Source organism: Clostridium algoriphilum, from assembly GCF_020443705.1.
Lineage (GTDB): Bacteria > Bacillota > Clostridia > Clostridiales > Clostridiaceae > Clostridium_AD > Clostridium_AD algoriphilum.
In genome coordinates this window covers 56,388-80,029 of the sequence record NZ_JAIZZK010000015.1, presented here as the reverse complement: position 1 = coordinate 80,029, position 23,642 = coordinate 56,388, and the positions used below count along the sequence as shown (strand labels likewise).

Genomic DNA, 23,642 nt, shown 5'->3' with positions numbered 1-23,642 from the left:
CATTCACCTCATACTATTTTTTACTTTACCATATGAATTGTAAGTTGCTGTTTCTTTTGCTGGGTTTAATACATTTAGTATCCTATTTGTAAAACTAAGTCCTTGTCTTAAAAGCAACTCATTTGTATCCTTTTGCAGTACAACCTCGTGTAATAACTGCTTTATTTTATGATAATTATTTAAAAGTTCTGCATCTTTTGCTTCGTCAATTATCTCCATCATAGGTCTATTTTCAGTAAGTTTTCGCCTTTCGACTTCCATATATGCTATATTTTTATTAGCTATTTTGACTTTATTTACACAAGATTCCAATCCAAAAATATCATTAACAATTATGCATCTGTGTTGCTCTTCAAGTTCAAGTAAAAGATTCTTCAAGGTGTCTGTTTCCTGCACCATAACCATATTTAGCTCTTCGATCATAACTAAACATCTCTTCCTTTCATAATATCAATAATTCTCTTAGCTGTTAATTTTGAATCGACCTTGTAAGTACCCTGTAGTACTTTATTTTTAATAGCTTCAATCTTTTCTTTAGAATTAACTGAATTGTCATTTAATGATAATTCACTTAATTTTTTTCCTTCACGCGATAACTCTACAGTATCTTTTTTTACAGCATTAACCTTTGGTTCTATTTTAACTGTGTTTTTTTTATACATAATCACATTATGTTTTACTCCATCTATTTTCATTTATATCCACCCCTAGCCTTTTTATCTTTAAGCCTCGATTTTATTCATCTATTAGTATTATCGTATATAATTCTCTAAAGTTTAGAGAGTAAACAAAAAAGGAATAAGTTTTCTTTATTCCTCAATCAAGAGGGATAAAGAAAAGTTATTCCTCAACAAGAGTGATAAATGCAATTTATCCCTTTTCGCTTCTTACGTAAATCATATTATTCTGATAAAGTTTTGACCCTATCTTCTCCACTAATTATACTAGTTATTCTAACACCAAAATTCTCATCTACAACTACTACTTCGCCGTATGCTACTTTTTTTCCGTTTACTAATATATCTACTGGCTCTTCTGCTAGTTTATCGAGTTCAATTAAAGATCCAGTTCCCAAATTTAATATATCCCTAATGTTCTTTTTAGTTTTTCCAAGTACTACAGAAATTTCAAGTGGGACATCTAATATTAAATCAATATTTCTAGGACTATTATAAACTGGAGACTTTGTTAGCGGCTGAAAAGATGCCTTACGAACATCGACTTGTGGCTCTGGCCTATCAATTGGTTTTGAGTAATACTCAGGTTCCGCTTCTACCTTTTCATTAATCGGTGCATATTGTGGTCCTTTATCAGTATTTGCCGGTTTTGCTTCTGGTACTTTCACAGTAGCTACTTTGGGAGTTTCTATAATTTCTTCTGTTCCCATCATTATAGATACTATCTTTTTAGCAGTTTGTATAGGGAGTATTTGCATTATAACACTATCAATTAAATCACCAATAGTCATTCTAAACGCTACTTGAACAACTTGCTCGTTCTCATCTATACTATCACTTAAAGGTGAAGTACTATCATCCCATATTTTTGACTGAGGTGGTGATATGTTTACTTCCCTTGCAAACATTGTTGCCATAGATGTTGCAGCAGATCCAATCATCTGATTCATAGCCTCTGATACAGCACTAATTTCAATTTCTGAAAGCTCTTGCTTTCCTTCTATATTGCCATCTCCACCCATCATTAAACTAGCTATAACCGCTGCATCAGTATTCTTCATTACTAATAGGTTGCCACCTGAAATACCACTTGTGAATTTCACGTCTAAAGCAATGTTTGGAACTGCAAATGTACTGCTTAATTTTCTTAGTGTACTTATCGTAACTACTGGCGTTGCAATATTCACTGGTTGACCAACTATTGTGGAAAGAGCTGTTGATGCTGAACCCATAGAAATATTTCCAACTTCCCCTAGCAAATCTTTATCACTATCACTTAACTCAAATTCTTGTATAAGCTTAGATCTAATGTCTTGGCCTGCACTTACGTCATTATCTGCGCTAATTCCATCTCCATTTAAGAGAGCGTCGATTTCTTCTTGTGAAAGAAAGCCGTTACTCATAATTTTCCACATCCTTATCTATTATATCTAGTATCTGAATTCCCCTTTTTTTACCTATGCTACCAGGTTTTCCAGTATAACACAACTGCCCTTCCACAAATACTTTAACTGGGCTATCACTTAAATTATCGAGTGTTATTACATCCCCTTCAGTTAGTTGTAGAAATTCATTTACAGTAATATTTGTACTTCCGAGCACTCCTGTTAAAGGAACGCTTACTATATTTAATCTATCCTTTAATTTATTTCTAGAATCACTTACAATCTCTTCGTCATTATCTCTAAACCAATATTGAACCACTAGCTTATCCATTACTTTTTCAATACTTAGATAAGGTATACAAATATTCACAAACGTACTGCTATTATTCATTTCTACCGAAAAAGTAATTAAGGCAACTGGTTCATTTGGAGCTAATGTTTGATTAAGTGCAGGGTTAGTCTCGAGTGCCAAAATCTCTGGTTCAACTTCTAGGACATCCTGCCAAGCAGTTTTTAGATTAGCTAAAAGCCCCTCATTAACACTTCTTAAGATATTTTTATCTATCTCAGAAAATTCTTTAATTTTAACCGTTCTACTTCCCATTCCTCCTAAAAGTATATCTAATATTTGAAAAGAGAACTGTGGATTAGTCTCAAATAATATAGAACCGCTTAAAGGTGGCATTTTAAATATAGTTAAAATGGTGGAATTAGGAATTGAATGAATAAATTCATCATAAGTTATTTGCTCAGTAGTTTCCACCTGTACTTTTATATTACTTCCTAGCTGTGCAGATAAATAACTCGACATCAATCTTGCATAATTATCATGAATGAGTTCAAGGGCTCTCAAATGATCCTTTGAAAACTTTTGCGGACTCTTAAAATCGTATAATTTAATTTTATGCTTTTCCTCTTCAACTGGGATTTCATCAGGTTCTATTTTCCCAGATGATAAGGCAGATAAAAGTGAATCTATATCACTTTGCGATAATACCTCTGCCATATTCTAACCTCATCTCTCTGTGCATGGTATGATTACTAAAATTGCATTTCACAGCGTATCCAATTAATTTTCAATAAGTTTAGCAATATCAATTAATGTAACTATTCTATCTTTAAAGTTTATAACCCCTTTAATATAGGCTTTATTTCTATCAGTTTCAAGTTTTTCAATCAAATCTTCTTCAATTTCTAAAACTTCATCAACTTGGTCTACAGTTACTCCAACAGACTCTTCTTGTAGATTTAATATAATTATATTTTCTTGGGATTCAGTACCTTTATCAATATCTAAAAGAAGATTTATATCTAAGAGAGAAATTATATTTCCTCTTAGATTAATTAAGCCCTTTATATATTCCTCAGACTTAGGTACTTTTGTTATTTCCATCATATCATTAATGCTTTGAACTTTTGATGCTTCAACTGCAAACTGTTCTTCATTAACTTTAAATACAACTACTTGCATAACATACTCCTCCTAACCTAAAACTTTTTTTATTGATTCAAGTACTCTATCTGATTGGAATGGCTTAACAACAAAATCTTTTGCACCAGCCCTTATTGCATCCATAACCATTGTCTGCTGACCCATAGCGCTACACATAATTATTTTAGCAGCAGGGTCAAAACTTCTGATTGCTTTAACAGCTTCAATTCCATCCATCTCAGGCATAGTAATATCCATTGTAACAATATCTGGTCTTTCTACTTTATATAACTCTACACCTTTTGCTCCATTACTTGCTTCACCCACAACTTCATATCCATTTTTTTCTAATATATCTTTTATCATCATTCTCATAAATGCCGCGTCATCAACAATTAGTACTCTAGCCATTTAATATAACCTCCAATTAATTTACCCCTAATGAATTTAATATCTTCTCAAGTGATCCAGGCATTGGTATATAATAGAAATGCCCACTTATTTTTGCATTTTCCTGTAAAAAACTTGTTTCTAAATCAAGTACATTTTCATCAAATTGACCTGATTCAATAAAAGTTGTTGATAATATTGCACCCATCATGTCTAGTGCAACAGCTGGCACAGAAGGCCTAACTGTAAGATTCGTGAGTTTTGCTATTGCATTGATGAAGGAACTTGAAATAATATTTCCTATTTCACATAATGCTGAGTTTCCAAGTTCTGTTATCTGCTGCTGCTCCTCACCTAAAAGACTTGAAATAATATTTATTGCAACGTCTTTATCTAAGGTGAAAAGTATATTGCCTGGTATATCTCCAATTACTCGTACAATAACACCAACTACTACTTTCTCAACTCCTATTTCAGAAAAGATATCATCAAAGGGAATAATGTTTACTGCTGGCACGGACATATCTACTTTTTCATTTAATAACTCTGATAATGCAGTAGCTGCATTTCCTGCACCAATATTGCCTACTTCTTGTAATACATCTAATTGAATAGAACTAAGCTCAGAATAATCCATATTATACTCTCCTTACACTAAAGCAGCAACGTCCAGTATCAATGTAACTAAGCCATCTCCTAATATAGTTGCTCCTATATATTCTTTTAATCCTTGTAGTGTTTTTCCTAGGGGCTTTATAACAATTTCTTGTTGTCCTAGCAGCGAATCTACTAAAAGTCCTACTATTTTCTCTCCGACTTTTACAATTACAATGTATTTCTTCGCAATCTCGCTTGTTTCTATTTGCATTCTTTTATTAACTCTTACTAGTGGAATTATACTGTCATTGTAAACAATAACCTCTTTATTATTTGTTTTCTTTATTAATTCGGCTTTGTAGTCTATTACTCTATCAATATAGCCTAAAGAAATAGCCATAGTTTCATCACCTATTTTAACTAATAATGCTTGGATAATTTGAAGTGTCAATGGTAATGTTATAATAAAAGATGTACCTTTGTCAATTTCACTTATAGCATCTACTGTTCCACCAAGTGCAGCAATTTTAGTTTTAACAACATCCATGCCAACTCCACGTCCAGAAATATCTGTTACTTTCTCATTAGTGCTAAATCCTTGTGCGAATATTAAATTCTTTACATCTGAATCTGTCATTCCTTCAGTATTAATGCCAACTTCATTAGCTTTTACCTTAATTCTTTCAACATCTAAACCTACTCCGTCGTCTATCACTTTTATAATAGCTTTAGTACCTTCAGCATAAGCTATAAGTTTGATTTTACCAATAGGGCTTTTCCCTTTAGCAATTCTCACTTCACTAGGTTCAATACCATGATCTGCTGCATTACGAAGCAAATGAAGTAGTGGTTCACCTATTTCATCTATTACAGTCCTATCAATTTCTGTCTCTTGTCCTTGAATTATAAGCTCCATTTCTTTATCAAGTTCCTTTGATAGATCTCTTATCATCCTTGGGAATCTATTAAATACTACTTCGAGTGGAAGCATTCTAATCTTCATTACTAATTCTTGCAGTTCTGAGGTTGCTCTAGCTACTTGTTCTAATGTTTCATTTAAATCAGTTAATTTATGAACACTACTAATTTGTTCAAGTCTTGTTCTATGAATTACAAGTTCTGAAACCATATTCATAAATTTATCTAATCTCTCTAAATCAACTCTCACAGATTGATGAGCTTTTTTATGAACTACTGCTTCTTTATTAATATCTGCTGAATCATTCTTTTTAGCAACTTTTGCTTTAACTTCAGGAGATTTTTCTATTTCCTTAAAGTCTCCTAATTTTTCTGTTAAGTTGTCTAGATTATTTTTAACATCAACTGGTTCTACAGTTACTTCTTTTACTTCAGATATATTTATAAGCATATCAATAACTTCAGCTTTTTCTTTATTCGTGATATAAACCAAATTTATTTTGAATTCAAAATTCTCACTTTCTAAGTCTTCGGGTCCTGGTATGGATTTAATTATTTCACCACATTCTTCTAGACTCTTAAAAATAAGAAATGCTCTTGCTGCCTTAAGAAGTGTGTTTTCACTTAGTTCAATTTTTATCTCATATGCATTAAACATTTTATCAATGGCTTGTTTAACAACATTAATGTCATATTCATTAAGCATAATTTTTTCATTAATATTATAATTGATTTCTTCACTTGTGTTACTATCTTTTTCGTAGGCTTCAGGATTATGACCGACCTCAGCCATGGAATGCAAATCATGTAATATATCATCAATTGGAAATTCTTCAGAATTCTCTTCTGATATGTTATTTACCATTCTTTCTAGAGTATCTAGACATCTGAATAAAACAGTTACAACCTTTTCTGTTACTTTAAGTTTACCCTCACGAAATTCAGACAAAATGTCTTCCATTTTATGTGTTAATTCAGCCATTTGACTGAATCCCATAGTTGCAGCCATTCCCTTTATGGTATGAGCTACCCTAAATATTTCATTTAACTTATCTATATCTTCAGGTCTTTGTTCAAGCTCAAGAAGTGATTCATTCAGTGTCTGTAAATTTTCCATAGACTCTTCTAAGAACATTGACATATATTGTGATGTATCCATTTTATTCCCCTCCGCCTTAATTGTTATCCACCTTATATTTTTTTATAAATAAATGTAGATGCCTTTTCAAATCCATACTCTTTATAGTTATATATACTTTCGGTGGCGCCTACAAACAATAATCCACCTTTTTTTAATGATGCTGCCATTTTTTTATATATTTTATCCTTAACATCTTGATTAAAATAAATAACTACATTCCGACAAACTACTAAATCAAAATTACTTTCATAATTATCTAAAATAAGATCATGTTTCTTAAACTCTACTATTTTTTTAATTTTAGAATCAATTAAGTATTTATCGCCAATTACCTCAAAATATTTTTGTAAAAATTGTCTTGGTACATTTTTAACTTCGGATAAAACATATTCACCATTTTTTGCCTTTTGAAGTATTGTACTATCTAAGTCTGTAGCTATAATCTTATGATTTGCTCTTGAATTTAGGTTATCCATAATCATGGCTAAGGAATAAGGTTCAGCTCCAATAGAACATGCTGCGCTCCAAATTTTAAGTCCTTGATTATATGGAAGTTCAGATTTAATTTTTTTCGATAATTCATCGAATATTTCAGGATTTCTAAAAAATTCTGTTACATTTATAGTAATAAAGTCTAAAAATTTCTGCTTTTGGGCAGGATCTTTTTTTAGTAACTTAATATACTCCTCTACAGAATTAACCTCAACTCTTGACATTAAACTTAAAATTCTTCTATGCAATTGATTAGATTTATAAGCTGACAAATCTATATTATATTCTTTTAAAACCCACTGCTGAAAATATATTAAATCCATTAGCGTTTACTCATCTCCCCATCACAAATTTCTTGATTTCTTGTGCAACATTTTGTAGGGGAACAATTTCATCTACTTTACCTGTTTCAAAAGCAGCCTTTGGCATGCCATATATTACACAGGTAGATTCATGTTCAGCCATAGTAATCCCTCCATTATCCTTAATAGCTGCTGTACCTTTAGCACCATCGCGGCCCATTCCAGTAAGTATAACACTTAACAGATTAGCTCCATAAACTTTAATTGCAGATACAAATAGTTTGTCTACTGCAGGCCTCACTCCCCAAATAGTAGGTTCAGTATTTAGATGTATTTTCTTGTTACTTGTTATTTCCATATGATATCCACCAGGGGCAATATAAACTACATTCTTTTGGATTGAATCACCATCACTAGCTTCTACAACCTTTATTTTACTGTTTGTATTAAGTCTTTCTGCAAAGGCCTTTGTAAAACCTACGGGCATGTGTTGCACTACTAAAACAGGTACCCCTATATCACTGGGCAGAGCTGTTATCACCTGGTATAACGCTTTGGGACCCCCAGTTGATGCGCCAATAACCACAGCCTCTATGCTTCTACCTTGTACATTTCCTGCTCTTGGTGTTATCTTATTAGTTATTTCTCTCACTACTCTTGAGTTTTTTTCAGGTGTTAATCTAGTCATGCTTCTGTTTTGCATAAAAGCCAGTTTGATTTTCTGAATTAATTCATCTTTGACTTTATTAAGGCCTAGTGATATTGCTCCAGATGGTTTTGCTATAAAATCGAAAGCTCCTAATTCAAGACATTCCATAGTTGATTCTGTTCCTGATTTTGAAATGCTGCTTAGCATTATAACTGGTATACATATATTCATTCTTTTTAACTGCTTTAAAGTTTCCATGCCATTCATTTTAGGCATTTCAATATCTAAGGTAATTATATCAGGTTTATTTCGCGATATTTTAACTAATAGTTCTTCTCCATTTTTTGCTGTATCTATAACTTCCATTGCTGATTGTGAATTAATAATATCAGAAATAATCTTCCTCATTAATGCTGAATCATCTACTACAATCACTTTAATTTTTTCTAGCACTACATATCACCCCTTAAGCGTTGTGGTATTTCTAAATATCCGTAATCCCCATACCTACAGTTCTAATAGACAGTACCCCACTAGTTGTATCAAATATCAATGTTCTACCTTTATTACCGCCAATGTCCTCTGCAACTATCGGAATAGACAGGATTTTTAGAGCATTTTTTACCGCTATACTATTTCGGTTTCCAATGTCCATCACTATGCTTTTATCTGAGAAGTTAAACATTGATGCTCCTCCTGCTATTTTAGCCTTCATGTTTCTTAATTTTGCGCCCTTTTTTATCATATCTTCAACTAATAATGGTATAGCTAAATCTGCGAACTTAACTACGTTAGTTACTTTATTAAATTGATTGCTATCTGGAAGCATTATATGTGCCAATCCTCCAAATCCTATACATCTGTCATAAATTGCAATGCCCACACAAGATCCAAGTCCCACAGTAATCAATTTATCTGGAGAAAACGCTACATTTAAATCTGCAATTCCTACTTTTATTTCAATATATTCCATAATCACACCTTATTTTATTATATTTGGTTTTGTTCTTTATCTGTCAATATAGCTGAAATATTCAAGTATATAATTATTTTACCATCAATTTTGATAAGACCTTTTATATATCTTTTTGATATTCCTCTAATTATCTTTGGTGATTCTTCTATGTTATTTGTCTGTATATCCTTCACCTCTGACACAAAATCAACTATTATGCCTATTTTACCATTATTTTGCTTTGCTACTATTATCTTAGACTCTTCTCCAACAACAGATGAAGGTAACTTAAATATTTTTGAGAGTGATATAATTGGTAGAATGTTATTTTCATAATTTATAACGCCTTCAACAAATTCTGGTGAATCAGGAATTTTAGTTGTCTTTTCATATCCCAATATTCTTTCAACTTCAATGATATTAGTGGCATAATACTCATCACTTATTTTAAAAACCAATATTTTAATATCTTGTTCCTTCATAATGTGTTCCTCCTACAATTGTAATTTATCAACAATAAATTCTCTAGCTTCATCTATATACGCATGAACATTTTTGCTTAGAACATCAATAACGTATTCTCTATCCCCTATAATAAAACTAGTATTTTGATAAGCAATGTCTGCCCATATTTGGCCATGTTTTTCTACTATAAGTTTAGTTGATACTCCTCCGAGTCCTCCAACTATTTTGCATTTAATTTCTTTACCTGCTTTCAATACTCCGCCACGAGCTAAACTTTTATCTTTTAGAAATATTATACTATCAGTTGCGACTATTTGTGATACATATTCACCTTTACCAGTAAGAATAACATTCCCTGAACTCTTAATTACTGAATCTTGACAATAATCTAACATTACATTTACAGGAAGAGTTAGATCCATATCTAATACTAATATTTTATTATCAATAAGTATAATTGCATCATTAAGCTCAATGTAGTCCTTTATGTTTGATGAACCAACATTAAGTATTTTATTTTTAATAATAAATAATAATTCATCTTCTGCATCTTGCTTTTGCAGTATTTTCTTAGCTATATCAATCGATGTTTTGCGGAGTTTTTTAAATTTAGTTTCAAGTAAGATTTTAACAAGCTCACCATCGCTTGTACCTCTTTTTATAAGGTTCATTTCTTTAAGTTGTGTAATCGATTCTATTAATTTAGAGAGATCAATTTTCATGCTCTTTAAATTACTTAAATACTCTAAAATTACTACATCCTCTTTTCCAGCTGAGACGCCTGAATGAATTACATTCCCCTTAATCACAATGTCACCACTGGCAGTAATTTCTGCTTCTGCCACGTTGTTTTTAACTAAAATAGAATTACCTGCTTCTACTTTCATGCCCTCGTTCACATTTCCGCTTATAATTATATCTCCCACAAATTGAATATTACCTGTTTTTAAGTCTACATCCCCAGTTATTTTGTGAGTTTTATAAACGAAAAAAGTGCTTCCTCTTGATGAAGGCCTACCCTTAGTAGTTGCAACAACTGTGTTTCCATTTTCAATTTTGCAACCTTCTCCTATACCTAATATTACTCTTCTTGCTATTTTTGTTACTATATTCTTACCTGTTATATCTATTCCATCAATCCCATTTTTGCCCATATAATTAATAGCTAGAACTCGTCCTTCTTCTACTCCTTGGACCGAACCTATAGCTTTATAATCTATAACCTGTTCATCATCATACTCCTTGTTCTTTTGATGATCATCGATATTGTATTTTATTTCTAATCTATCATTTATTGCCTCTATATTTTTCTTTCCACTTGCAATAAGTAATTCTCTCATTTCATAAGTTTTTGCACATTTCATAACATTCATCTTTAATATGCCATATTTAATATTATTATTTAATAACTCTTTATTAATTTCAAGTTCCGTAAACTTTGGAGGCATTTTTTCTTCTTTAACTTCAAGCTCTATTAGAGCTGAATTTTTAGGCTTACAATCTTTTAGTTTATAAGTAGTAGTAGGTTCATATTTAATATTAATATATGCTTCCATTTTATCTGAACTTGTTCTTAAAGTAATATACCTTTTAGCTTCATCCTCCCTAAAAGAAACATCAATAATACTTTCCTCATATACAGTTGCACTTAAACTAACTTTTTCATCGTTTACAGTTAATGTAGCATTTTTATTTGTAAAAAGTATTGCTGGTTTTCCACCCACGCATGGATTTTTAATTACAATTTTGCCCTGCTTAATTTCTATACTTCCATCTAATTCATTTTGTATTTCTACTTCTAGAGTCTCAGTACTAATGTCATCTTTTAAAATATATTCATCTTTAAGAACATACTCATTATTTAAAACTTCTACAACATCGGTAGAAATTATAGCATGTTTCTTAAACAATCCTTTTTTTTCTTCTAATACTAAGAACTTAATTTTTTCTTCAGATATACATAAACTTACACTTGCACTCTTCAAACATTCTTGAACATTAGTTCCTTCGAATTTTAGGGTGCACACCTTACCTTCCACTCTTACCACCTCTTTCTAAAGGGAAATGATCACATAACTTATCTATTCTATCTTTTACAAATCATTCGTTTAATCTATTTATCGTATTATTTTCAAGATACTTTACAAATTTCTGTTTGTTATCTTTTAATTCAACATTGAATCCTTCCATTATTGAATTTATTATTGAATTTTTTGATGAATTAAAAGAAACTTCATTAACACTTTTTATTGGTAATACATTGGGTGAAGTTCCTGAAATAAACAAACCATCGTAGAATTTAAGATCTTTTTCCTGAATATTTTTTTCTTCAAACTTTATATTTAGCTTTTCACAAGTTTTTATAATGAACTGTCTTGTAATACCTGGCAATACATTAATAACGCTTGAGGTTACAACTGTAGATCCCTTAACCATAAAAATATTAGATTTACTTCCTTCAGTAATAAATCCATCATTATCCACTAAAATTGCTTCATATACGTTATTATTATTGATTTGCTCATTTACTTTTTCTCTAAAGCTATTATTAATAACTTTAGCATTTGGATTACAACGCTCTCCGTGATAAATAATAGTTTTTACTCCTTCTGCATATTGCTGATCTGAAGGATATTTATGTGGTATAAAGTAAGCTAAAAACCGTTCGTTTATAGCATTAGTAGTTGCTTTACTCTCATCACTCCTACTATAATTAAAAACTAATTTTAAGTTTCCAACCTGCACATTATTTTTCTCTATTAGTTTAAGAATTCTATTTATAATTTCATTTTTTGTAATACTTATATTATATTTCATAATACTCGCAGAATTTTGAAGACGTTCTAAGTGATCCATAAGAAAAATAGGAATTCCATCACTTATCCTTATAACTTCATATAATGATTTCCCTTCACTTGTGTTGTAAGTTTCAAATTCTTCGCTTACTTTAATTTCATCTTGATGTAAAAAAAATGCATTTACACACTTATCCATAATATCCCCCTCTTTATTTTTCTACTACTTCCATTTTAAAATTTCAATCTTATCATGTGTTTTTTTAAAATTTACTAAGTAAGGATGCCCTACTAAGTTAAAAAGAGGTAAGTCTGATAGAGAATCTGAAAACATATATGAATTCTCAAAATCCACTTCTATGTTTCCTTTCTTTAAGACTTCTTTTAGTCTTTTTACTTTTTCTTCACCTTTACAATTTTCACCTAGCATTTTATTTCTATGCAACCCATTTTCCTTAATAAAACGAGTTCCTATTATTTTATCTACTTCTTTTATATTATAAAACTCACTTAAATAGAATTCAGCGGAAGCTGAAATTAGATAAATTTTATAACCTTCCTTTTTCATTTTCTTTATCATATCAATAGCATCTTTATATAATATTTTACTTAATCGTTTTTCATAAAATTCTTTGACTATTTGTTTCATATCGTTTTCCTCTATACCATCAATAAATCTTATAAAAGTTTTCTTTGCTTGTGATGCATCATATATCTTAAAAACGTAAAAGATAGATGAAAATATACTTTTAGGTAAATATTTTATGTAATGTGGATTCTTTTTCATCATAAAAAAATAAAACTCTACTAAAGTCTCTCGCTTTGTTAAAGTGTAATCTATATCAAAAATAGCTAATTTTTCTGTCATCACTTAACCTCCATTATTTCCTATTAATATTATTACCACAGGGTGACTATTAATGCTATATAAAATTAAAAAGAGCCGATGCATTAGCAACGACTCTTTTTTAGCATTATTTCTCGCTTTTGATTAATTCTTCGTAATATGCAGTTACTTCTGCAAATTCTTTATCTTCGGGAATAACTAATTCGCCTGTTTCGTCGTCTCCAATTACTTTAAAAAGGTAAATTGAATCATCCTCAGGATTTTGAACTAGTGCATATTCGTTTTCTTTATAAGTAAATCCATCTACTATCTCGCAAGGAACAACGTTCCCATTTTCATCTTCTAAATCTACTGTTAAAGCTTCGCCTTCTTCACAACCACATCCACAGCCTTCATGTTCGTGTTCATTTTCATTACCTTCACATCCACAACCGCAGCTTTCTTTCTTTTCATCATGTTCATGGCCACCGCATCCGCAACCTTCATTTACTTGGTCATGTTCATGACCTCCACATCCGCAAGATGCTTTTTTCTCTTCATTCATAATGTAGTACCTCCTACTTTCAGTATAGTTTAATTCTACCCTAAATCATATAATATTAAAAGTCTTTTTTGCATTTTTTTTATTAAGTTATTGTAAAGTAAAAGGAAGATGAAAATTAATCCATCTTCCTTTTACTTTTTAATTCTAAATACTATTTTTCACTAGCAAGTTTTTTGTAACCAGCTAATCTTTCTTTAGCATCATTTTCTGTTTTAACATATAGTTCTTCTGCAAGTTCTGGTAATACTTTAGCAAGTGAAGAATATCTTACTTCACCCATTAAGTAATCTCTAAATGAAGCAGTTGGTTCTTTAGAATCTAATATAAATGGATTCTTTCCTGCTTCTTTTAAGTCTGGATTAAATCTGTAATTAGCCCAGTATCCGCACTCAACAGCCTTCTTAGTTTCAAGTTGTGTACAACCCATTCCAACTCTAAGACCATGATTAATACATGGTGCATAAGCCATTATAAGTGATGGTCCTTTATATGCCTCTGCTTCTTTTATAGCTTTTAGAGTTTGAGCTTTATCAGCACCCATTGCTATTTGAGCAACATAAACATATCCGTAAGTCATTGCCATCATTCCAAGATCTTTTTTCTTAGTTCTCTTTCCTGTTGCTGCAAATTTTGCTACAGCAGAAGTTGGAGTAGATTTTGAAGCCTGACCACCAGTATTTGAATATACTTCTGTATCAAATACAAATACATTTACATCTTCACCAGATGCTAATATATGATCAACTCCGCCATATCCGATATCATAAGCCCAGCCATCTCCACCAAATACCCATTGAGATTTTTTAACTAAATGATCTCTTTTACTAAATATTTCTTTTAAAGCTTCGTTATTATCTTTTTCAGCAGTTAATAATGGTAACAATTTAGATGTAGCAGTTTTTGATCCTTCTCCATCATTTTTGTTTTCAATCCATTCATTCATAGCTGTTTTTAATACTTCGCTTGTATTCATTGTTAATGCCTGTTTAGCAAGTATTTCAACTTTATCTCTTAATTGAGTAGTTCCAAGGAACATACCAAATCCAAATTCAGCATTATCTTCGAATAATGAGTTAGCCCAAGCTGGTCCCTTACCACATTTATTAACTGTATAAGGTGAAGCTGGTGAACTTCCGCCCCAGATTGAAGTACATCCTGTAGCGTTAGCAATTAACATTCTATCTCCAAATAATTGAGTAATAAGTCTAGAATATGGTGTTTCTCCACATCCAGCACAAGCTCCACTGAATTCCATTAATGGTTGCTCAAATTGGCTTCCCTTAACAGTTGATGTTCCTAATGGATTTTCTTTTTTAGGTAAGTTTATATTAAACTTCCAGTTTGGTATTTTAGCTTCTTGAGATGCATAAGGTTTCATGATTAAAGCTTTTTCTTTAGCTGGGCATACTTCTGCACAGTTACCACAACCAGTACAATCTTCGTTACTTATACCTATTGAAAAAGTTTGACCTTCCAGTCCCTTACCTATAGCTTTTTTACTTTCATAAGTTTTTGGAGCATTTTTAAGATCTTCTTCATTTGTTAAGAAAGGTCTTATTACAGCGTGTGGACATACAAATGCACATTGATTACATTGTATACATTTATCTACTTGCCATTCTGGTACATTAACAGCAATTCCTCTTTTTTCGAATGCAGCTGTTCCTGACACTAAAGATCCATCTTCTATTCCAGCAAATGCACTAACAGGTAAAGAGTCTCCTTCTTGTCTGTTCATTACATCAGCTATATTTTTAATGAAATCTGGTCTAGAATCTTCTGTAACTTTTGCATCTTCAATTGTTTTCCAGCTTTCTGGAACATTGATTTTAACAACTGATTCAACACCTTCATCAATTGCAGCATTATTCATATTGATAACTTTTTCGCCTTTTTTACCATAAGAAGTAATAACAGCTGCTTTAAGATATTTAACTGCATCTTCTACTGGTATAATGTTTGCGAGTTTAAAGAAAGCAGATTGCATAATCATGTTAACTCTTCCGCCAAGACCTATTTTAGAAGCAATTGCAACTGCGTTAATTGTATTGAAGTTAACATTGTGATTAGCAATATATCTCTTCATGGAAGCTGGTAAATGTTCTTCTAGTTCATCCATATTCCATATACAATTTAATAAGAATGTTCCATTATCTTTAATCCCTTTTACAACATCATATTTAGTTACATAAGATTGGTTACCACAAGCAACATAATCTGCAGAACTAATTAAATAAGGTGATTTTATAGCTTTCTTACCAAATCTTAAGTGAGAAACTGTTATTCCACCTGATTTTTTAGAATCATATGCAAAGTATGCTTGAGCATACATTTCTGTATGGTTACCTATGATTTTAATAGCACTCTTGTTAGCTCCAACAGTACCATCTGATCCAAGTCCCCAGAATTTACATTCTTTAGTTCCTTCAGGAGTTGTTGTTATTTCTTCTCCCATTGGAAGTGATAAATTAGTAACATCATCTACTATTCCTATAGTAAATCCATTTTTAGGAGTTTTTGCTTTTAAATTATCATATACAGCAACAATTTGAGCTGGTGTAGTATCTTTTGAACCTAAACCATATCTTCCGCCAATTATAGCTGGTCTGTTTTCTATATCAAAATAAGCATTTCTGACATCTTGGTATAATGGTTCTCCATTAGATCCTGATTCTTTTGTTCTATCAAGTACTGCTATTTTCTTAACTGTAGCAGGTATGTATTTAAAGAAATGGTCTAATGAGAATGGTCTGTAAAGATGAACTTTAAGTACTCCAACTTTTTCTCCCTTTGCATTTAAATAATCTATAGTTTCTTCAACTGTATCACAAACTGATCCCATTGCTATTATTACTCTATCTGCATCTGCTGCACCATAGTAATTAAATAAGTGGTAGTCTGTTCCAATTAATGAGTTTATTTTTCCCATATATGTTTCAACTTTTTCTGGAAGAGCATCATAAAATTTGTTTTGAGCTTCTCTTCCTTGGAAATATATATCTGGGTTTTGTGCTGTTCCACGAGTTACTGGGTGTTCTGGGTTCATTGCATGACTTCTAAATGCTTCTACTGATTCTTGATTTACAAGAGATCCTAGAGTTTCATAATCCCATGCTTGAATTTTTTGTATTTCATGAGAAGTTCTAAATCCGTCAAAGAAGTTTACAAAAGGAATTTTTCCCTCAATTGCTGCTAAATGAGCAACTGGTGAAAGATCCATTACTTCCTGTACACTACCAGATGCAAGTAAAGCAAATCCTGTTTGTCTTGTAGCCATTACATCTTGATGATCTCCAAAAATATTTAGAGCGTGAGTAGCAAGTGATCTAGCTGCTACATGTAATACTCCTGGTAATAATTCTCCTGCTATTTTATACATGTTTGGAATCATTAAAAGTAAACCTTGTGAAGATGTAAATGTCGTAGTTAAAGCTCCTGTTTGAAGTGAACCATGTACAGCTCCTGCAGCTCCTGCTTCTGATTGCATTTCCATAAGTTTAACTTTTTGACCAAATACATTCTTTGTTCCTTTAGCTGCCAATTCATCGCAATACTCTGCCATTGTTGAAGATGGTGTTATTGGGTAAATTGCTGCAACGTCTGTGTATGCATACGCGACGTGTGCTGCTGCTGTGTTTCCATCCATAGTTTTCATTTTTCTCATTTAATAGGCCTTCTTTCTTTATTCTTATTATAAAAATATGTCCCAAGTTTTTATTTAAATTGTAAACAAGAGTATTTCAATAAAAATAACTCTACAATTAAAAACAATAACTCCTAATAATACCAGTAACTATCTTATAATTATTATACAAAACTAGCTAACACCTTTCAGCGTTAGCTAGTCATCATAGACTTTATAATCTATGTAATTGTAATTGAAAGTTATTTAACTAAACTTTTTCCCATTTTTTCAGCTTCAGCTAATTGTTCATTAGAAGGAGCCTCATTAACAGTTAGATTTTGTGTAACATTGAACTCGTATTCTTTCATTAGACTAATCCATTTGTTCATAAATTCTCCATTATCCCATCCATAAGAACCAAATAAACCTGTGGTTTTATTATTAACAGGAGCTAACTTAAATTTGTCGATAAAAGGCTGCATTTCTTTTTGATCAATTCTATTATTATCCATCGATGGACTTCCAAACGCAACTGCATCTGCACCAGTTACATCTTCCATAGTTGCTTCACTAACTAATTTAATTAGTACTTCAGCACCTGCATCTTTTGCACCTTTAGCTATGTGATTAGCTAAAACTTCAACATTTCCACCATTACTCAAATAAATTATTGTCAATTTTTTCATTGCCATCACCTCATACTTTCTCTATTAATAGATAGTTATAGTTACATTTTAATTATACATCAAAACTATATATATTCAAGTTTTTTATTATAAATAATGTATATTATTAATTAAGTTTTTAATTTTATGCTACTATTATTATGATTAAAAATATATTTTTATAGTCCTAGTTTACACCTTTAATAAGGAAAAATATATCTTTTTAATAAAAATTTATATAATCTTAACTTAAAATGTAATATTTTGTATTATTATAATAAAAAAATATAAAGATAAAAAATTTAAATTTCTTTATCTTTTCCTATATTTTTCTATTAAATCTACTATTAAATCAATGCTTTTTTCTGTGTTATTTTTGTTCATATTTTCAATATATTTATATCTATCGGTGTACAATTCTTTAATTTTTGTTTCTAAATTATCAGGAGTTAGCTCCTCATCTTGAATAACCATACTATATCCACTTTTTTCAAATGATTTTGCATTAAGTATTTGATCACCACGACTGGCTTTAGCTGATAATGGAATTAACAAATTTGGTTTTTTTAGTGCTAAAAGTTCAAAAATTACATTTGCTCCTGCCCTAGACACCACAATATCCGCACTTGCCAATAAATGAGGTAATTCATCTTTTGTATATTCAAATTGTTTATAACCATTTTTATCCAGAAGTGATTTATCAATATTATTACTACCACAAATATGAATAATATTATACTCTAAAACTAATTTTTCAAGTTTTGCTCTTATAACTTCATTTATAACTTTAGATCCTAAACTTCCACCTATTATCATTAATACTGGTTTTTTATTTTTAAAACCACATATTTCATATGCTTTTGTTTTACTTCCTTCAAATAGTTCGCGTCTTATAGGATTACCTGTTACAACTCCTTTTCCATTTTTTATTTCTTTTAATGCTTCTGGAAAAGTTACGCATACCTTTGTACAATAAGGAGCTGCTAATTTATTAGCAAGTCCTGGAGTAATATCACATTCATGAGCAATCACTGGCACTCTACTAAAAAATGCAGCAAGCACTACAGGTACGGAAACAAACCCCCCTTTAGAAAAAACTATATCAGGTTTTTGTCTTTTTATAATTTTTTTTGCGTCAAAAATACCTTTAATTACTTTTAAAGGGTCTGTAAAATTTTTTACATCAAAATATCTTCGTAATTTTCCACTGGATATAGGAAAATATTTTATATTCTCGCCCTCTATTATCTTTCTCTCAATTCCTTCTTTTGTTCCAATGTATTCTATTTCATAATCCAAACTTTTAAGTTTTGGTACAAGCGCAAGATTTGGTGTTACATGCCCCGCTGAACCTCCACCAGTCATTATTATTTTGTGTTTTCCCACATTAACACTCCTTTTAAAAACAGCTTTACTCAATATATTCTACATCATTATATACTAATGAACGTGAAAAGTTCGTCATTTAACAAAAAATTAAATTCTCCATAATCTTCTAAAGACTATATAATTTTCAAAACTACCCTTCAATTCACTAAAATAATAAAGAATTATACGGTTAAACTACTAGTAACAAATAATCTACAAAAAAGGAGGTAATTATAATGACAAATAGAAACAGAACATTAGTACCAGAGGCAAGAGCAGGATTAAACAAATTCAAAATGGAAGCTGCTAAAGAAGTTGGAGTAGATTTAAAAGATGGTTACAATGGCGATCTTACTTCAAGACAAAATGGATCAGTTGGCGGACAGATGACAAAAAAAATGGTAGAACAGTACGAGAAAAATTTATAATTAAAATGATATTCTTTCCTTATTATCCTCCAATATTCAGTTATATATTTTTAATATCTGCACAAAATACTATCGTAGTATAAATAAATTAAAGAAGGAGTGATTTATTATGACAAGCAGAAATAGAACATTAGTACCAGAAGCAAGAGCAGGACTAAACAAATTTAAAATGGAAGCAGCTCAAGAAGTTGGAGTAGATTTAAAAGATGGTTATAACGGCGATCTTACATCTAGACAAAACGGATCAGTTGGCGGACAGATGACAAAGAAAATGGTAGAACAATACGAGAAAAACTTATAATTTTAAATTTAAATTTTGTAAAGAGGTATATGCGAGACATATACCTCTTTACTTTATGATTTTTTTATTCCATATAAGTATTTTTTAATCATGGTTTTATAAAAAAATAATAAAACTCTTTTTAATTTATGTAATTAGTATGAATTTCATTGAAACCTTTCATATGATGGAAGTTAGTAATTTAAAATGTTTTACTTGTCTTATTTCCCTCTAATTTGCTGTTATATAATTAAAATATCTGCACAAAATACTATCATACCAAAATAAATTATAGAAGGAGTGATTGACAAATGGCAAACAGACAATTAGTACCTGGAGCAAAAGCAGGATTATATTCATTTAAGATGGAGACTGCAAAAGAATTAGGAGTACCTTTCACAGATTACAATGGTAACTTGACTTCAAGACAATGTGGTTCTGTTGGTGGGCAAATGGTAAAAAAAATGGTAGAACAATATGAAAGAAATTTATAATACGAAAATGATATAAATAGAGGCACATAGATATAAGTCTATGTGCCTTTAACTTAGCTAAGCTTGAATTCTAAGATTTTTAATTGGATGGATTTACGTCCATTATATTCATTAATCTGAGGCGAAAAAATTAAATCTAATTTTAATCCTCGTGGATTCTCAATATAATTCATATGATCTTCACCATATTTATCGTTAAGCATTTCAATAAATTCATCAACTCTGTTAAAACAAATTCCATCAATCGTTTTACTTACTCCAGGCATCATGCATTTTATCTTTAATGTATTAGCATTTTTCCCCAAAATATCTATTTTTAAAATTGAGATATTCTTTTCTGCAAGTAATGGAGTTGAATTACCTTTACCAAAGGGCTCTAACAATTCGAGCTCATAAATCATTTCATAATTTATCTTATTTAGTTGCATTCGCTGATCTATTCTTACTTTCGGCTTAATATCATCATCGGTTAAGCTGCAGATGCTGTTTAATTTTAGCCTTAACTTTTCTATATTTTCTTCTTTTATAGAAAGACCAGCAGCCATTGGATGACCTCCAAATTTTTCGAGTAACTCTCTACATTTTATTAATTCTTCAAATAAATTATATTCGTTAATAGATCTTGCTGAACCTTTTGGGTTCTCTTTTCCTTTAGTTAATATTATTGTTGGCACATTAAAAGTTTCTCTAACGCGTCCTGCTACGATTCCTGCTATACTCTCATGAATAGTATCTTTATAGATTACCAATACTTTATCATTTTTAAAAGTAGAATTTTGTATTACCTCTATTACCTCTTCCACATTTTCAGTAGTCATCTCTTGTCTTTTCTTATTAAGTTCAAATAATATTTTGGCTAGTTCCTTTGCTCTATTCTCATCCTCACATAGAAGCAATTCAACCGATATAGCTGCAGATTCTAACCTTCCGGTAGCATTTATGCATGGCCCAATCTGAAAGCCAACATGATAGCACTTTATCTCTTTATCATTAATGCTTAATATTTCCTTTAGACATTTTAAGCCAAGATTTTTTGTGTTGGTTAACATCTCTAATGCATTTTTAGCAATTATTCTGTTCTCGTCAACTAAATCCACTACGTCGCAAATAGTACCTATTCCTGCTATTTCTAAAAATTCCTTGACGTTTTCATTTTTGATTCCACATTTCATGTATAGTGCTTGTACAAACTTAAAAGCAATACCTGCACCACATAATTGCTTAAAGGGATAATTACATGCTTTTTGTTTCGGATTAATTACTGCATCTGCTGAAGGTATTTTAAAAGTTCTAACCCCTTCACTATCTTCTACAAATTGGAGTTCATGGTGGTCAGTTATTATAACAGTCATCCCTAATTCTTTTGCTAATGTAACCTGCTGCATAGCAGCAATTCCATTATCGCAAGTTAAAACAACTTGAAACCCAGCTTCATTTAATTTCCTTATCCTATCACTATTTATGCCATAACCTTCATGTTCTCTATCTGGGACATAGTATTCTACATTCGCACCGCATATCTTTAATGCCTTATACATTATAACAGTGCTAGTTACTCCATCTGCATCGTAATCTCCATATACTACGATTTTTTCTTTATTTTCAATAGCTAATTGGATTAAACTTGTAGCTTTTTCCATATCTTTCATCAAAAATGGATCATATAAATCATCTATACTAGCTCTCATAAATTTTTTAATATCTAATGCATTATCAAATCCTCTATTAATTAAAATCTTAGCTATAACCTCACTTACACCTGAGTTTTTTGCTAAAGAACAAATATCTTTAGAGGTATTTCTTAGTAACCACTTTTTCTCCATATCTATCTCCTACTTCCTGCATTTGGCATCAATACTTGTATTGTAGCATTCACTAAAACTTTGTTTACTACTTTCATTATTTCTTCCTCTGTAATGTTTTTCATTCCATCAAATTCCGAAAAAATACTTTCACCATCGTAATACATGATTTCATATACACATAAACTCATGCTAGTCTGTATTGATTTCTCGAGTGCTATCATTCTTCTCAATTTGTAACTTTTACATAATTTTAAAATACTCTTTTGATCAAAAAAACTCTTGAGTTCTTTAACTTTTTCTATTTCATTATCAATGATTTCTATAGTTTTGTAAACATTCTCATATGAAGTTCCAAGGGATATAGTAAAAAGTTTAATTCCTGTTTCATTTTTAATAAAACTTCCTATATCATAGACAAGTCCCCTCTTAGTTCTAATTTCATCAAACAATATACTACTTGTTCCATCTCCGAAAACTAAGTTAAATAGTTTTAAAGCGCTTATCTCTCTCCTGCTTAAATCATGTATTGTAAAACAATATTGAATTTTAGCACCTTGCAAGTCATCTCTATATTCATAATATGTGCCAGGTTTATTATATTCATATGTATATTCTTTTATTTCTTGAATATTCTTACTGTTATTGATTAATTTAGTATTAAAGTTACCCATATGTTTTTCCACTATATCTAAAATCTTCTGTAGGCTCATAGACGACACTACACTTATTACGCAATTATTTGAAGTATAATTTTGCTCATAAAAGTTTTTTATCTGTTTTATTGTAATATCATGGATGCTTTCTTGCGTACCTATAATTAAGTTCTTTAATCTTCTCTTATCAAACGCATTATAAAACATGGAATCTTCGCAAAACTGATATAAATCATCTTTCCATTCTTTAAGTTCAGCGTCGATCACATCTATTTCCTCCTTGAATCCTTGTTCAGGAAAAATTGGGTTTAGAAGAATATCCGCATAAATTTCAAACCCCTTTTCGAACTCTTCATCTAAAGTGGTGCCATAGTATACTACGTAGGGATAGTTTGTCATCGCATTACAAAAACCAAAGGTTTCATCACATAACTTATTTATCTCGTACTCACTACGGGAAGTTGTACCCTTAAAAATCATATGTTCCACTGCATGAGCAATTCCTAGATGTTCGTTATCCTCTTGATTTGCACCTGCATTAAACCCTATGGTAAAAGAAGTCAGATTATTTTCTGATTTTTTATATAATAACTTTATCCCATTTTCCAATATTATTTTTTCCATATAATCACCTTCGAATTCATATTATATCAAATTACTTTCTAGCTACTACAATCTTCATCGCATAATTCTTATATTTTTTTATAACAATATATACAAATATACTATAATAGA

General features: G+C 30.8%; 24 protein-coding genes. 3 read left to right on the top strand and 21 right to left on the bottom strand.

Annotation, left to right across the window (positions count from 1 at the left end; all coding sequences use genetic code 11):
* Window positions 1-3: 3 nt before the first annotated feature.
* The 19 genes from LGK95_RS12210 to LGK95_RS12120 all read right to left on the bottom strand — a co-directional run bounded on the left by LGK95_RS12210 (window position 4) and on the right by LGK95_RS12120 (window position 19,265).
* The gene (locus LGK95_RS12210) at window positions 4-423 is read right to left on the bottom strand and encodes a flagellar protein FlgN (RefSeq protein ID WP_226125069.1); all 420 of its coding nucleotides are present in this window, start codon (window positions 421-423) and stop codon (window positions 4-6) included.
* A 2-nt stretch (window positions 424-425) separates the two neighbouring features.
* Window positions 426-695, bottom strand: coding sequence for a flagellar biosynthesis anti-sigma factor FlgM (locus LGK95_RS12205; RefSeq protein ID WP_226125068.1), 270 nt, complete (start codon window positions 693-695; stop codon window positions 426-428).
* A gap of 206 nt (window positions 696-901) precedes the next feature.
* Window positions 902-2,080, bottom strand: a complete 1,179-nt coding sequence (gene fliY / locus LGK95_RS12200; protein WP_226125067.1) for a flagellar motor switch phosphatase FliY — start codon at window positions 2,078-2,080, stop codon at window positions 902-904.
* On the bottom strand, window positions 2,073-3,068 hold the full coding sequence (gene fliM / locus LGK95_RS12195) for a flagellar motor switch protein FliM (protein ID WP_226125066.1): 996 nt from the start codon (window positions 3,066-3,068) through the stop codon (window positions 2,073-2,075). The genes fliY and fliM overlap by 8 nt, the downstream gene beginning before the upstream one ends.
* Window positions 3,069-3,131: 63 nt before the next feature.
* Window positions 3,132-3,533, bottom strand: coding sequence for a chemotaxis protein CheW (locus tag LGK95_RS12190; RefSeq protein WP_226125065.1), 402 nt, complete (start codon window positions 3,531-3,533; stop codon window positions 3,132-3,134).
* Between the two features lie 12 nt (window positions 3,534-3,545).
* Entirely contained in the window at window positions 3,546-3,905 is a 360-nt protein-coding gene (locus LGK95_RS12185; RefSeq protein ID WP_226125064.1) for a response regulator, read from the bottom strand.
* Window positions 3,906-3,921: 16 nt separating this feature from the next.
* Window positions 3,922-4,521, bottom strand: a complete 600-nt coding sequence (locus tag LGK95_RS12180; RefSeq protein WP_226125063.1) for a chemotaxis protein CheC — start codon at window positions 4,519-4,521, stop codon at window positions 3,922-3,924.
* Between the two features lie 12 nt (window positions 4,522-4,533).
* Window positions 4,534-6,558, bottom strand: coding sequence for a chemotaxis protein CheA (locus LGK95_RS12175; RefSeq protein ID WP_226125062.1), 2,025 nt, complete (start codon window positions 6,556-6,558; stop codon window positions 4,534-4,536).
* 32 nt (window positions 6,559-6,590) lie between these two features.
* Window positions 6,591-7,355, bottom strand: a complete 765-nt coding sequence (locus tag LGK95_RS12170; RefSeq protein ID WP_226125061.1) for a CheR family methyltransferase — start codon at window positions 7,353-7,355, stop codon at window positions 6,591-6,593.
* A 10-nt stretch (window positions 7,356-7,365) separates the two neighbouring features.
* Complete coding sequence (locus tag LGK95_RS12165; RefSeq protein ID WP_404814435.1) at window positions 7,366-8,391, bottom strand: protein-glutamate methylesterase/protein-glutamine glutaminase; 1,026 nt, start codon at window positions 8,389-8,391, stop codon at window positions 7,366-7,368.
* Window positions 8,392-8,467: 76 nt separating this feature from the next.
* The gene (locus tag LGK95_RS12160) at window positions 8,468-8,956 is read right to left on the bottom strand and encodes a chemotaxis protein CheD (RefSeq protein WP_226125059.1); all 489 of its coding nucleotides are present in this window, start codon (window positions 8,954-8,956) and stop codon (window positions 8,468-8,470) included.
* A gap of 17 nt (window positions 8,957-8,973) precedes the next feature.
* Window positions 8,974-9,420, bottom strand: coding sequence for a chemotaxis protein CheW (locus LGK95_RS12155; RefSeq protein ID WP_226125058.1), 447 nt, complete (start codon window positions 9,418-9,420; stop codon window positions 8,974-8,976).
* 12 nt (window positions 9,421-9,432) lie between these two features.
* Window positions 9,433-11,442 carry a flagellar assembly protein A gene (locus tag LGK95_RS12150; RefSeq protein ID WP_226125057.1) on the bottom strand — a complete coding sequence of 670 codons (2,010 nt, stop codon included), beginning with the start codon at window positions 11,440-11,442 and terminating at the stop codon, window positions 9,433-9,435.
* Window positions 11,443-11,503: 61 nt separating this feature from the next.
* Window positions 11,504-12,397, bottom strand: coding sequence for an aminotransferase class IV (locus LGK95_RS12145; protein ID WP_226125056.1), 894 nt, complete (start codon window positions 12,395-12,397; stop codon window positions 11,504-11,506).
* 24 nt (window positions 12,398-12,421) lie between these two features.
* Window positions 12,422-13,066 carry an HAD-IB family hydrolase gene (locus tag LGK95_RS12140; protein WP_226125055.1) on the bottom strand — a complete coding sequence of 215 codons (645 nt, stop codon included), beginning with the start codon at window positions 13,064-13,066 and terminating at the stop codon, window positions 12,422-12,424.
* Between the two features lie 106 nt (window positions 13,067-13,172).
* The gene (locus LGK95_RS12135) at window positions 13,173-13,589 is read right to left on the bottom strand and encodes a DUF1292 domain-containing protein (RefSeq protein WP_226125054.1); all 417 of its coding nucleotides are present in this window, start codon (window positions 13,587-13,589) and stop codon (window positions 13,173-13,175) included.
* Between the two features lie 151 nt (window positions 13,590-13,740).
* Window positions 13,741-17,253, bottom strand: a complete 3,513-nt coding sequence (gene nifJ, locus LGK95_RS12130) for a pyruvate:ferredoxin (flavodoxin) oxidoreductase (protein ID WP_226125053.1) — start codon at window positions 17,251-17,253, stop codon at window positions 13,741-13,743.
* Window positions 17,254-17,474: 221 nt separating this feature from the next.
* Window positions 17,475-17,900: a flavodoxin gene (locus LGK95_RS12125; RefSeq protein ID WP_226125052.1), complete on the bottom strand. Its 426-nt coding sequence runs from the start codon at window positions 17,898-17,900 to the stop codon at window positions 17,475-17,477.
* A 291-nt stretch (window positions 17,901-18,191) separates the two neighbouring features.
* Window positions 18,192-19,265 (bottom strand): undecaprenyldiphospho-muramoylpentapeptide beta-N-acetylglucosaminyltransferase, encoded by a 1,074-nt coding sequence (locus tag LGK95_RS12120; protein WP_226125051.1) that lies wholly within the window; start codon window positions 19,263-19,265, stop codon window positions 18,192-18,194.
* 218 nt (window positions 19,266-19,483) lie between these two features.
* On the opposite strand from LGK95_RS12120, the gene LGK95_RS12115 reads away from it, so the two are divergent.
* From LGK95_RS12115 to LGK95_RS12105, 3 genes are all read left to right on the top strand, one after another.
* A complete protein-coding gene (locus LGK95_RS12115) occupies window positions 19,484-19,675 on the top strand; it encodes an alpha/beta-type small acid-soluble spore protein (RefSeq protein WP_226125050.1) in 192 nt (63 codons plus the stop codon).
* 109 nt (window positions 19,676-19,784) lie between these two features.
* A complete protein-coding gene (locus LGK95_RS12110; protein ID WP_226125049.1) occupies window positions 19,785-19,976 on the top strand; it encodes an alpha/beta-type small acid-soluble spore protein in 192 nt (63 codons plus the stop codon).
* 290 nt (window positions 19,977-20,266) lie between these two features.
* Complete coding sequence (locus LGK95_RS12105; RefSeq protein ID WP_226125048.1) at window positions 20,267-20,449, top strand: alpha/beta-type small acid-soluble spore protein; 183 nt, start codon at window positions 20,267-20,269, stop codon at window positions 20,447-20,449.
* 53 nt (window positions 20,450-20,502) lie between these two features.
* Here the strand turns inward: LGK95_RS12105 and recJ are convergent, their stop codons facing one another.
* Together recJ and LGK95_RS12095 are read right to left on the bottom strand one after the other, a co-directional pair.
* The gene (recJ, locus tag LGK95_RS12100) at window positions 20,503-22,272 is read right to left on the bottom strand and encodes a single-stranded-DNA-specific exonuclease RecJ (RefSeq protein WP_226125047.1); all 1,770 of its coding nucleotides are present in this window, start codon (window positions 22,270-22,272) and stop codon (window positions 20,503-20,505) included.
* Window positions 22,273-22,274: 2 nt separating this feature from the next.
* The gene (locus LGK95_RS12095) at window positions 22,275-23,531 is read right to left on the bottom strand and encodes a M16 family metallopeptidase (RefSeq protein ID WP_226125046.1); all 1,257 of its coding nucleotides are present in this window, start codon (window positions 23,529-23,531) and stop codon (window positions 22,275-22,277) included.
* Window positions 23,532-23,642 lie beyond the last annotated feature (111 nt).